Origin of the sequence: Escherichia sp. E14S1, from assembly GCF_004211995.1 — a bacterium.
In the GTDB taxonomy this organism is placed as follows: Bacteria; Pseudomonadota; Gammaproteobacteria; order Enterobacterales; family Enterobacteriaceae; genus Escherichia.
This window is the reverse complement of sequence record NZ_RHJQ01000024.1, coordinates 19,072-30,944: the sequence shown is the minus strand read 5'-3', so window position 1 is coordinate 30,944 and position 11,873 is coordinate 19,072. Positions and strand designations below refer to the sequence as shown.

The 11,873-nt window shown below is 54.0% G+C and carries 12 protein-coding genes and 1 riboswitch; of the genes, 4 read left to right on the top strand and 8 right to left on the bottom strand.

The genetic code is table 11. From position 1 onward, the window contains the following. The first annotated feature begins 485 nt into the window (after positions 1-485). Positions 486-2,075 (top strand): bifunctional phosphoribosylaminoimidazolecarboxamide formyltransferase/IMP cyclohydrolase, encoded by a 1,590-nt coding sequence (gene purH / locus D9734_RS20705; RefSeq protein WP_130210171.1) that lies wholly within the window; start codon positions 486-488, stop codon positions 2,073-2,075. 11 nt (positions 2,076-2,086) lie between these two features. Then, complete coding sequence (purD, locus tag D9734_RS20700) at positions 2,087-3,376, top strand: phosphoribosylamine--glycine ligase (protein WP_130210169.1); 1,290 nt, start codon at positions 2,087-2,089, stop codon at positions 3,374-3,376. Here the strand turns inward: purD and zraR are convergent. Continuing rightward, positions 3,373-4,698 (bottom strand): sigma-54-dependent response regulator transcription factor ZraR, encoded by a 1,326-nt coding sequence (gene zraR, locus D9734_RS20695; RefSeq protein WP_130210167.1) that lies wholly within the window; start codon positions 4,696-4,698, stop codon positions 3,373-3,375. The genes purD and zraR overlap by 4 nt on opposite strands. Continuing rightward, positions 4,695-6,092, bottom strand: a complete 1,398-nt coding sequence (zraS, locus tag D9734_RS20690) for a two-component system sensor histidine kinase ZraS (RefSeq protein WP_130210165.1) — start codon at positions 6,090-6,092, stop codon at positions 4,695-4,697. Before zraS ends, zraR begins: the two co-directional genes overlap by 4 nt. Before the next feature lie 237 nt (positions 6,093-6,329). Between zraS and zraP the strand changes: the two genes are divergently transcribed. Continuing rightward, on the top strand, positions 6,330-6,758 hold the full coding sequence (zraP, locus tag D9734_RS20685; protein ID WP_130210163.1) for a zinc resistance sensor/chaperone ZraP: 429 nt from the start codon (positions 6,330-6,332) through the stop codon (positions 6,756-6,758). Position 6,759: 1 nt separating this feature from the next. On the opposite strand, the gene D9734_RS20680 is transcribed toward zraP, so the two are convergent. The 6 genes from D9734_RS20680 to nudC all read right to left on the bottom strand — a co-directional run bounded on the left by D9734_RS20680 (position 6,760) and on the right by nudC (position 11,118). Continuing rightward, the gene (locus tag D9734_RS20680) at positions 6,760-7,455 is read right to left on the bottom strand and encodes a DUF1481 domain-containing protein (RefSeq protein WP_130210175.1); all 696 of its coding nucleotides are present in this window, start codon (positions 7,453-7,455) and stop codon (positions 6,760-6,762) included. 12 nt (positions 7,456-7,467) lie between these two features. Next, a complete protein-coding gene (gene hupA, locus D9734_RS20675) occupies positions 7,468-7,740 on the bottom strand; it encodes a nucleoid-associated protein HU-alpha (protein ID WP_001044513.1) in 273 nt (90 codons plus the stop codon). Positions 7,741-7,926: 186 nt separating this feature from the next. Beyond that, a complete protein-coding gene (locus D9734_RS20670) occupies positions 7,927-8,517 on the bottom strand; it encodes a YjaG family protein (protein WP_130210161.1) in 591 nt (196 codons plus the stop codon). Between the two features lie 42 nt (positions 8,518-8,559). Continuing rightward, positions 8,560-9,231, bottom strand: a complete 672-nt coding sequence (gene nfi / locus D9734_RS20665; protein WP_130210159.1) for a deoxyribonuclease V — start codon at positions 9,229-9,231, stop codon at positions 8,560-8,562. A gap of 9 nt (positions 9,232-9,240) precedes the next feature. Continuing rightward, the gene (gene hemE, locus D9734_RS20660) at positions 9,241-10,305 is read right to left on the bottom strand and encodes a uroporphyrinogen decarboxylase (protein WP_130210157.1); all 1,065 of its coding nucleotides are present in this window, start codon (positions 10,303-10,305) and stop codon (positions 9,241-9,243) included. A 39-nt stretch (positions 10,306-10,344) separates the two neighbouring features. Next, positions 10,345-11,118: an NAD(+) diphosphatase gene (gene nudC / locus D9734_RS20655; RefSeq protein ID WP_130210155.1), complete on the bottom strand. Its 774-nt coding sequence runs from the start codon at positions 11,116-11,118 to the stop codon at positions 10,345-10,347. Between the two features lie 94 nt (positions 11,119-11,212). Here nudC and D9734_RS20650 point away from each other — a divergent pair, with 94 nt between their 5' ends. Then, positions 11,213-11,689 carry an Rsd/AlgQ family anti-sigma factor gene (locus D9734_RS20650; protein ID WP_064530412.1) on the top strand — a complete coding sequence of 159 codons (477 nt, stop codon included), beginning with the start codon at positions 11,213-11,215 and terminating at the stop codon, positions 11,687-11,689. 51 nt (positions 11,690-11,740) lie between these two features. Beyond that, a riboswitch (TPP riboswitch) is annotated at positions 11,741-11,841 on the top strand. Positions 11,842-11,873: the final 32 nt, after the last annotated feature.

Below are 11,873 nucleotides of genomic sequence, written 5' to 3'. Positions count from 1 at the left end.
TTGTTAAAGAGCAGTTGCGACGCGGCTTTCAGCTCACTGTCGCGAGGTGGCGTATATTACGCTTTCCTCTTTCAGAGTCAACCCTGAATTTCAGGATTTTTCTCTTCAACCGAACCGGCTGTTTGTGTGAAGTGATTCACATCCGCCGTGTCGATGGAGGCGCATTATAGGGAGTTCTCCGTAGGTCGCAATAGAAAAATTGCAAAAAAATGACTGACTGCTGCATTCCCCAGCAACCCCCCGCTTTATACCTTTTTACGCACAGAGTTATCCACAATCATCAGCATAATTTCTGCATTTCTCACACGGTAAGCACAGTCAAAATAGTGATCGCCATTGAAAGAGAAAAATTCGCGAGCGTTGCGCAAACGTTTTCGTTACAATGCGGGCGAAAAATAAGGATGCCCCGTTAGGGGCGTTAGCTGAGTTTTTCGCGAAAAATTCAGCTAACGCTCTCTGTAATAGTCAAATCCAGGGGATTTACCATGCAACAACGTCGTCCAGTCCGCCGCGCTCTGCTCAGTGTTTCTGACAAAGCCGGTATCGTCGAATTCGCCCAGGCACTTTCCGCACGCGGTGTGGAGCTGCTGTCTACAGGGGGCACTGCCCGTCTGTTAGCAGAAAAAGGTCTGCCGGTAACCGAAGTTTCCGATTACACCGGCTTCCCGGAGATGATGGATGGACGCGTGAAGACCCTGCATCCGAAAGTACATGGTGGCATTCTGGGCCGTCGCGGCCAGGACGATGCCATTATGGAAGAACATCAGATCCAGCCTATCGATATGGTGGTTGTTAACCTGTATCCGTTCGCCCAGACCGTTGCTCGTGAAGGCTGCTCGCTAGAAGATGCGGTTGAGAACATCGATATCGGCGGCCCAACCATGGTGCGCTCCGCCGCCAAGAACCATAAAGATGTCGCAATCGTCGTGAAGAGCAGCGACTACGACGCCATTATTAAAGAGATGGATGCCAACGAAGGATCGCTGACGCTTGCAACCCGTTTCGACCTCGCTATCAAAGCCTTCGAACACACTGCCGCCTACGACAGCATGATTGCCAACTACTTCGGCAGCATGGTTCCGGCCTATCACGGTGAAAGCAAAGAAGCCGCAGGTCGCTTCCCGCGTACGCTGAATCTGAACTTCATTAAGAAGCAGGATATGCGCTACGGCGAGAACAGCCACCAGCAGGCTGCCTTCTATATAGAAGAGAATGTAAAAGAAGCCTCCGTTGCCACAGCAACCCAGGTTCAGGGTAAGGCCCTCTCTTATAACAACATCGCCGATACCGATGCAGCGCTGGAGTGCGTGAAAGAGTTCGCCGAGCCGGCATGTGTGATTGTTAAGCACGCCAACCCTTGCGGCGTGGCTATCGGTAATTCCCTTCTTGATGCTTACGATCGCGCGTACAAAACCGACCCAACCTCCGCATTCGGCGGCATTATTGCTTTTAACCGCGAGCTGGATGCTGAAACCGCACAGGCCATCATTTCTCGTCAGTTTGTCGAAGTGATTATTGCGCCGTCCGCCAGCGAAGAAGCCCTGAAAATCACCGCCGCCAAGCAGAACGTACGCGTTCTGACCTGCGGTCAGTGGGGCGAACGTATTCCGGGTCTTGATTTCAAACGCGTGAACGGCGGTCTGCTGGTTCAGGATCGCGATCTGGGGATGGTCGGTGCGGAAGAACTGCGCGTCGTCACCAAACGTCAGCCGACCGAACAGGAACTGCGTGATGCGCTGTTCTGCTGGAAAGTAGCGAAATTCGTGAAATCCAACGCTATCGTCTATGCCAAAAACAATATGACCATCGGCATTGGCGCGGGCCAGATGAGCCGCGTGTACTCCGCGAAAATCGCCGGTATTAAAGCCGCCGATGAAGGCCTGGAAGTGAAAGGTTCCTCTATGGCTTCTGACGCGTTCTTCCCGTTCCGTGACGGTATTGATGCCGCCGCTGCGGCGGGCGTGACCTGCGTAATCCAGCCTGGCGGTTCTATCCGCGATGACGAAGTGATTGCCGCCGCCGACGAGCACGGTATTGCGATGCTCTTCACCGACATGCGCCACTTCCGCCATTAATGGAGCAATAGATGAAAGTATTAGTGATTGGTAACGGCGGGCGCGAGCACGCACTGGCCTGGAAAGCGGCCCAGTCGCCGCTGGTTGAAACTGTTTTTGTTGCTCCGGGTAACGCAGGCACTGCGCTGGAACCCATGCTGCAAAACGTCGCTATCGGCGTGACCGATATCCCGGCGCTGCTGGATTTCGCGCAAAACGAAAAGGTAGATCTAACCATCGTCGGCCCGGAAGCGCCGCTGGTGAAAGGCGTGGTTGATACCTTCCGCGCCGCCGGGCTGAAAATCTTCGGCCCAACCGCAGGTGCCGCACAACTTGAAGGCTCGAAAGCGTTTACCAAAGATTTCCTGGCCCGCCATAAGATCCCTACGGCGGAATACCAGAACTTCACCGAGGTAGAACCTGCACTGGCGTATCTGCGTGAGAAAGGCGCGCCAATCGTCATTAAAGCTGACGGTCTGGCTGCCGGGAAAGGCGTTATCGTGGCGATGACGCTGGAAGAAGCCGAAGCGGCTGTTCACGATATGCTGGCGGGCAACGCTTTTGGCGACGCGGGTCATCGCATTGTGATCGAAGAGTTCCTCGACGGCGAAGAAGCGAGTTTTATCGTGATGGTGGACGGCGAGCATGTGCTGCCGATGGCCACCAGCCAGGATCACAAACGCGTAGGCGATAAAGATACCGGGCCAAACACTGGCGGAATGGGCGCTTACTCTCCTGCGCCAGTGGTAACTGATGAAGTTCATCAGCGCACCATGGAACGTATCATCTGGCCAACCGTGAAAGGCATGGCGGCGGAAGGCAACACCTACACCGGTTTTCTCTATGCGGGCCTGATGATCGACAAACAGGGCAACCCGAAGGTTATCGAATTTAACTGCCGCTTTGGCGATCCGGAAACTCAGCCGATTATGCTGCGCATGAAGTCAGATCTGGTTGAGCTCTGCCTGGCAGCCTGTGAAGGTACGCTGGACGAGAAAACGTCAGAGTGGGATGAACGTGCATCTCTCGGCGTGGTGATGGCTGCGGGCGGGTATCCGGCTGATTACCGCACCGGCGATGTGATCCACGGCCTGCCGCTGGAAGAAGTGGCAGGCGGCAAAGTGTTCCACGCTGGCACGAAACTGGCGGATGACGAGCAGGTAGTGACCTGCGGCGGGCGCGTACTGTGCATCACCGCGCTGGGTCATACCGTGGCAGAGGCGCAGAAACGCGCCTATGCCTTAATGACCGATATCCACTGGGATGACTGCTTCTGCCGGAAAGATATCGGCTGGCGCGCTATCGAACGCGAGCAGAACTAACGCGACAGTTTTGCCAATAGCGTTTTACGCGTGATCCCTAACTGACGGGCGGCTTCGGTTTTGTTGCCGCCCGTTTTCTCCAGTGCCGCCAGAATCACCTCTTTTTCCACTTCCACCAGCGGCTGAATATCCTGACTTTGCGCCAGCGGGATCGGCGTACTCGCAATCGCCAGCGGCAGCTCGCGTTCGGAAATATATTCCCCGGTCAGCAGCACCACCGCCCGTTCCACCGCATTTTCCAGCTCGCGAATATTTCCCGGCCAATCGTAATGAATCAACAGATCCATTGCCTGTGGCGTAAAGCCTTTTACCGCTTTGCGATTGCGTTCAGCAAACCGCTGAAGAAAATGGTTAGCCAGCAGAGGAATATCCTCCCGCCGTTGCCGCAGCGATGGCACTTCAATCGCCACCACGTTCAGGCGATAGTAGAGATCCTGGCGAAAACGCCCGGCATTTACCTCTGCGGCAAGATCGCGATGGGTCGCGGCAATCAGCCGGACATCGACCGAAATAGTCTGGTTGCTGCCGACACGCTGAACTTCACGCTCCTGAATCGCACGCAGCAGACGGACCTGCATCATCGGCGAGATATCGCCAATTTCATCGAGAAACAGCGTGCCGCCATCCGCCTCAACAAAGCGCCCTTCCCGCCGTTTGTCGGCCCCGGTAAACGCCCCTTTTTCGTGACCGAACAATTCAGATTCCAGCAAGGATTCGTTGAGTGCCGCACAGTTGAGCGTTACCAGCGGTTTTTCGCTACGTGCGCTACTGGCGTGAATCGCCCTGGCGACCAGCTCTTTACCGGTACCGGAATCGCCGTGGATCAGCACCGTAGCTTCCGATGGCGCGACAAGGGCAATTTCACCGAGCAGGTGTTGCATCGCTGCGCTTTTACCGACCATACCGAACTGGCTGGCGGACACCGCAGGTATTTCAGCATCGACACTGTGCGTATGCGCGAGCGCCTTTTCCAGCGTCGCCTGCAGGTTATCGAAATCCAGCGGTTTGATGAGATAATCCAGCGCCCCGGTTTTCAACGCCTCTACCGCCGTCTCGACGCTGGAGTAAGCGGTCATAATCAGTACCGGAATCGCCGGATTTAACGCTTTGATCTCTTTCAGCGTGGCGATGCCGTCCATTTCTGCCATTCGCACATCGCAAAGCACAAGATCAAAAACCTGTTCCCGCACCTGCTCCAGCGCCTGTCGCCCGCTGTTCGCCAGCGCGACGTTATAGCCCCAGCCGCGCAGCAAAGCCTGCAAAATAGTGCAGTGGCTAATGTCATCATCCACCACCAGAATATCGATATTATCGTGCGTCATCCTTGTGGGTCCTTACGCGTAATATTGACCGGAAGCCAGAGGGTGAACGTTGCGCCTTTCCCCTCCTGGCTTGCGACCTGAATTGTACCACCGTGTTGTTCAACAATATTATGCACGACCGCCAGCCCCAGCCCGGTGCCTTCGGCTTTAGTGGTGAAGTACGGGGTGAAGATGGCTTCAAGCTGATCCGCCGCAATTCCCTTACCGCTGTCAGTAACACTAATTTTCACGCCTGCGCCGCTTTCGCTGGCCGTCACGCTAATCACGCCATGCTGACCAATCGCCTGAATGGCATTGAGATAGAGATTCAACAGGACCTGAGTCAGCCTGTCCGGATCGGCCTGAATTTCCGGCAACATGTCGTTGGCGGTAAAGCGTAACTGGATCTCCCGGCTGTTTGCATCCTGGCTTACCAGCTGTAATGAGTGGTTAATCAGAGTGTTGAGATCCACCCCCTGCAAAGCCAGATGCGTTGGTTTAACCAGTTCCAGCAGCTCGCTTACCACGCGGTTTAAACGGTCGGCTTCTTTCGCCATCACCTGCGCCAGTTGATGCGCTTCTCCCCCTGCTGGCGCACGTTCGGCAAAATATTTCGCCAGCCCTTTAATCGAGGAAAGCGGGTTACGGATTTCGTGGGCAACGCCTGCCGCCAGATGCCCCAGCGCCACCAGCTTCTCTTTGCGCTTCATTTCATCCTGCAACAGCTGGCGCGAGCGCAGATACCGGCGATACCAGAAGAATGACAACACGCTTGCCAGCATGACCGTCGCCAGAGCGAAGAGGATAATCAGGGTATTGCGCTTTTCCCCACTCTGGGTTGCAACCAAATCGCTGGCGTCAACGGCGATGAAAATAGCCTGTTGTGCTTCTGCCTGTGGCACAGCTTTGCCGTTACAGCGCGGCATATTGTGCATACCATGCCGCCAGGGCGATGACATTGGCTGGAACAAACGATAGACCTCAAGCGCAGGCGTTTTTTCTGCATCCTCAAGCAGTCTCCAGCGGGAGTTTTCCTCTGGCTTTAACTGCTGCATTTCATCCGGCGAATAGAGTGCACGCCCAACCATTTCGGGGTCGCTATGAAGAATAATGATGCCCTGTGCATCGGTGACCGCAAACCACAACACCCCAGGCTGGCCAGCCATCTCTTCCAGAAGCGCCTGTTGCTGCACATGGTGCATTCGCATCCCCATCCCTACGCGGCTTCCTGACTCCAGAGCGCGAATGAGCACATTACCTTTTTCCAGTAATGCCTGACGGTCAGCCTCGCTTGCCCGCCCATAATCACGAATCACAGTTACCGCAAACAATCCCACCAGCCCAACAATGACCACGGGGAGGATCGCGCTTAACCATTTGGCTAAGGTGTCTTTAGAACGTCGCATAAAACGTATCTTCTTCTTTGCCTGTTCATCCCTTTTTGACAGCAGAAATCATGCCATCTTTTAGCAGCGCTTACCCTGCGCTGTAACACAAAGACTTAAGTTTCAATGAGTAAAAATGACTCGCTACCCACAGCAGGCGAGTCATTTTTACTCGCTTATCACGCCAGATTGCCCGTCATATCAGCGTTTCGTTGTTGGCACGAAAGATGCAATACCCAAAGTAAGACAACCACTGGAGGATTAACCATGAAACGGAACACGAAAATTGCCCTGGTGATGATGGCGCTTTCAGCAATGACGATGGGATCGACATCTGCATTTGCTCACGGCGGACACGGTATGTGGCAGCAAAATGCCGTGCCTTTGACCAGCGAACAACAGACAGCGTGGCAGAAAATCCATAATGACTTTTACGCTCAAAGCAGCGCACTGCAACAGCAACTGGTGACGAAGCGTTATGAATACAATGCCCTGTTAGCCGCTAATCCACCGGATAGCAGCAAAATTAACGCGGTCGCCAAAGAGATGGAGGCTTTGCGTCAGTCGTTAGATGAGTTACGGGTGAAACGGGATATTGCGATGGCTGAAGCGGGTATTCCGCGCGGTACCGGAATGGGCATGGGTTACGGCGGCTGCGGTGGTGGTGGCGGTCATATGGGAATGGGCCACTGGTAAATCAGAACGTTTTCTCGTTGGGTTGCCAGCGACAGAAATCAGAGTTTGCCACTAACAGTAATTGCGAACCTTCGGGCGCTTCCAGCCATGCCACGCTGACATCAACAGAAGAGCGGCTCTGGCGGCGCTCGATATGCGCTATCGCCTGCGAATCTAAATCAGGTTTAATGGTTTGCCCTTCGCAGGTGGTCACGGTCTGTTCCATCGCATGCCAGCGCCCCTGACGCAGCACGACTCTCCCCTGACGTAAGGCATCGCTAATCTGGCGGATTTGGTCAGCACGATAACGATATAAATCAATTTGGTCGTTAGAAAGCTGCTGCTTTTCCCCGTCGGATTCACGTTGCATAAAGCTCAGATCGCCGCGATCGTCAAAACGCGCGCGAATGTTCACCGGCGGTTCGCTGTAAACATTGATATTGATAAGCGTGAGGTTATCGCCCTGCCAGCGATACTCTCGCGTCGTGGTATCGCCATTGCGCCACGGGCTAAATACGGCAAGCAGATGGACATTATCGCCGCTGTCTTTTCGCCAGATGCGTACCGCGCCCTGATCTTCAGCAAATCCACTGGCGGTAAAGGGAGGAAGTGAGGAGTTATGGCTACAAGCAGTAAGAAACAGCGCGCCTGCCAGCATCAATGAGCGACGCCAGAAAGACAAAAGGGGTGAAACCACCCCTTCGTTAAAACTGTTCACTGCCACGCAATCTTACTTAACTGCGTCTTTCAGTGCCTTGCCAGAAACAAATGCCGGTACGTTCGCAGCGGCGATTTTGATTTCTTTACCGGTCTGCGGGTTGCGGCCAGTACGCTCAGCGCGGTGGTTCACTTTGAAGGTACCGAAACCAACCAGTTGTACAGCATCGCCTTCTTTCAGAGACTCAGTAATTGCAGCCAGAGTGGACTCCAGAGCAGCTTTAGCCTGGGTTTTGGACAGTTCTGCTTTCTCTGCAATTACATCAATCAGTTGAGTCTTGTTCATAAGTTATCCTTACAATGTGTTTATCGCTTGCTAAGCATCGAGTGCGACGGAAATGCCAGAATAGCACTCTCCTGCATACGCGCACCGATAGCCACTTTTTTTCGCCCCCCAAATGTAGACCAGACGGGGGGCGAAAGGGAAGACTCCAGGTACGACAAATCAGGCGTTAATTCACGTTTTCTGGTCTTATTGCTGAAAAATTATACCAATATTGCTCTCGCCCGTCTCACGCAGGTCTGCCCTAAGGCCTTTTATCAGCTCGATATCGCGTTCTTCGCACTCAGCTAAAAGTCGGAATATTTCCCACTGAATGTCCCATTCTTGCTCTACAGCTGGGTTTTCTTTCAGCTCTTCATCGCTCATTTCGCGACCAGCCTGAGTCATTTCCAGCATCGCAACGGTCGTGATGGAGGTCTTACTCACTTCCACCGCGTGTTCGAGCGTTTCACCGCTCAAACGCGAATGGACCAGTTCACTTAACGCCACGCAGGCATCGATTGCCGGATAAACGCCGTACAGATCGAAATCGTCCGCTGAAGGAATCGCTTCTTCAAATTTCTCCAGTTGGCTGTCGAAATTCACTTTTGCGTCTTTGACGGTCAGCGTTTCCCAGATGAGATCGAGAATACGCCGATAAATTTGCCCATCGCCAAAACCGGTTTGCTGGCAGAACATAGCGTAATTGGGGTACATGCGTTCGCACAGACAAGCCATGAAAGTGACATGCTGCCAGCTTTCCAGGCGCTCCAGACGCAGATGAATTGGGTTTTGTAACATGTTGAGTTCTCAAATACGGAAATTATCCGCAGTTTACCTGAATTAGGGCTGATTTGCTGTATAGCGCACGAACGCCGGACGTTCCGAGGCCACCGCGTCCGCCCAGCGCGTTGGCTCCGGCAGACGATAGCCTTTCATGCAGCGTTGTACCCACGCCAGCGCGCTATCCACACTGACCCGATGGCCAGTAGAAATAAACAGAGGGTTACAGCGCGCTTTGCTGCGCCAGACCCAGCCCAGCTGCTCGCCTTTATCCATCAGCAGGGCCAGTGCACCCGGTTCGCTGGAGAGTGGTTCGAATTTACCGCAGAGCCGCTTTTTCGCCACGCCAATGGTCGGCACATCCACCAATAAGCCAAAATGGCTGGCGACGCCAAGACGGCGCGGATGCGAGATCCCGTGACCATCGACAAACACTAAATCCGGCTTTTGCGACAGCATCTCCCACGCTGCCAGCAGCGCAGGATATTCGCGAAAGGAAAGAAAACCTGGAATGTAAGGCATGGTGGTAGCGATGCGGGCCACTTTATACTCCACCAGCTCAAGCGAGGGGTATTTCAGCAGCACCATCGCCGCTCGCGTCACTTCTCCGCCCTGCTCAAACCCGACATCGGCTCCAGCGATCAGCTCCGGCGGATCTTTATCGAGTCGATCCTCGCGGATCACAGAAGAAGCCAGTTCGATTTGTTGAGCGCGTAATGACGCGAGATCCATAACCACTCCTTACTGATGATAAGGCGCAGACAGGCGATGCACTGCCTCCACAAATACGCCAGCATGTTCTGGCGGCACATCCTGATGGATACCGTGGCCGAGGTTAAAGACGTGGCCTTCACCGTGACCGAAACCGGCAAGGATTGTCGCCACTTCTTCTTCAATGCGGGCAGGCGGCGCGTACAACATTGACGGGTCCATATTGCCCTGCAGCGCGACTTTATCACCCACGCGGCGGCGTGCATCGGCGATGTCCGTTGTCCAGTCGAGGCCCAGCGCATCGCAACCGGTTTCTGCCATGGCTTCCAGCCACTGTCCGCCACCTTTGGTAAACAGCGTGACCGGTACGCGGCGACCGTCGTTTTCACGCAGTAAACCATCAACAATTTTATGCATGTAATAGAGCGAGAACTGTTGATAATCGCGCCCGGTTAGCACGCCGCCCCAGGTGTCGAAAATCATCACTGCCTGAGCACCGGCTTTAATCTGCGCATTCAGGTACAGAGTGACGCTTTTCGCCAGTTTATCGAGTAGCGCGTGCAGCGCCTGCGGATCGGCATACATCATTTTTTTAATCACGGTGAACGCTTTGCTGCTGCCGCCTTCGACCATGTAGGTCGCCAGCGTCCACGGGCTGCCGGAAAAACCAATCAGCGGCACTTCGCCTTTCAGTTCGCGACGAATGGTACGCACCGCGTTCATCACGTAACCCAGCTCATCTTCCGGGTCCGGAATTGGCAGTTTATCGATGTCAGCTTTGCAGGTGACTGGTGTGGTAAAACGCGGACCTTCCCCGGCTTCAAAATAGAGCCCTAACCCCATCGCGTCCGGCACGGTGAGGATATCGGAAAAGAGGATCGCCGCATCCAGCGGGTAGCGACGCAGCGGCTGCAAAGTCACTTCGCACGCCAGCTCGGCGTTTTTGCACAGCGACATAAAATCGCCCGCCTGGGCGCGCGTGGCTTTGTATTCCGGTAGATAGCGGCCCGCCTGGCGCATCATCCATACTGGAGTGACATCAACGGGCTGGCGCAGCAGCGCCCGCAGATAACGATCGTTTTTAAGTTCGGTCATTTTGGCTGTTCCTTAGTGCGTCAGGCAGTCAGTGTATCATCACTCATACTCTGCCCGACACATCGCCACCGTATCTTCTATCAGACGGCGCGCTACGGTGCCGGGCGGTGGAAGTAACGGCAAATCGTCATAGCGATACCAGTTCGCCTCGAGCAATTCTTTCGGGTCGATCACGATGTCGCCGCTGTCATATTCCGCCATAAACGCGGTCATTAAAGACTGAGGAAACGGCCACGGCTGGGAAGTCACGTACCGCAAGTTTTTGACTTTGATGCCGCTCTCTTCCATCACTTCCCGCGCGACTGCCTGTTCGAGGGTTTCGCCCACTTCGACGAATCCGGCGAGTACCGTATGGACACCGTTACGATGCCGGGTATGCTGAGCAAGTAGGATTGAATCATCGCGACGGATGGCAACGATAATGCAGGGAGCGATTTGTGGGTAGTAACGCTCACGGCAGTGGCTGCATAGCATCGCCCATTCGGTTTTGCTCGGATACATGTCATGCCCGCAGTAACCGCAGTATTTATGCGAGCGATAAAACTCCGCCAGTTGCACACCACGTCCGGCTAATTGAAACAGCCCGACATCCAGATCAATGACCTGGCGCACCGAGCCCATATCGTGACGGCGCTGCTGTTGCACTAGCCAAACAGGTTCTCCCTGCCATTCGCCGATTTGTAGTGCGCGCTGACCCACAAGATCGAAATTTGCCGCTTCGCCGTATGGTAATTCTCCCTTCGGCAACCATAATTTTTGTTCATGACTGACTACCCACCAGCCGTGATCTAATTTTTCAATTATACGATCCATAGCTCTTGCACTACCTTTGCATCACTGGCATGTTTAACATGGTTTTTACATTTCTCACTGAGCAGTTTTTGAAGACAAACTTGCGGAGTCAATCATGCTTAACCAGCTCGATAACCTGACGGAGCACGTCAGAGGAAGTAACAAACTGGTTGATCGCTGGCTACATGTACGTAAGCATCTGCTCGTGGCTTACTACAATCTGGTTGGCATTAAGCCTGGCAAAGAATCGTACATGAGGCTGAATGAAAAAGCCCTTGATGATTTTTGCCAGAGTCTGGTCGACTACCTGTCTGCCGGACATTTCAGTATTTATGAACGCATTCTTCATAAACTGGAAGGCAACGGGCAACTCGCTCATGCCGCGAAGATTTGGCCGCAACTCGAAGCCAACACGCAACAGATTATGGATTACTACGATTCCAGCCTGGAAACCGCCATCGATCATGATAATTACCTTGAGTTTCAACAGGTTTTATCTGACATCGGCGAGGCGCTGGAAGCGCGCTTTGTGCTGGAAGATAAGCTGATTCTGCTGGTGCTTGACGCCGCCCGCGTCAAACATCCTGCTTGAGTTCTACGCTGTTAACGCGTAATTTACATTCAACGCCCCGTTTGCGGGGCTAATTTCTTGTCGGAGTGCCTTAACTGGCTGAGACCGTTTATTCGGGATCCGCGGAACCTGATCAGGCTAATACCTGCGAAGGGAACAAGAGTTAATCTGCTATCGCATCGCCTTTGCGGCGATCGTCTCTTGC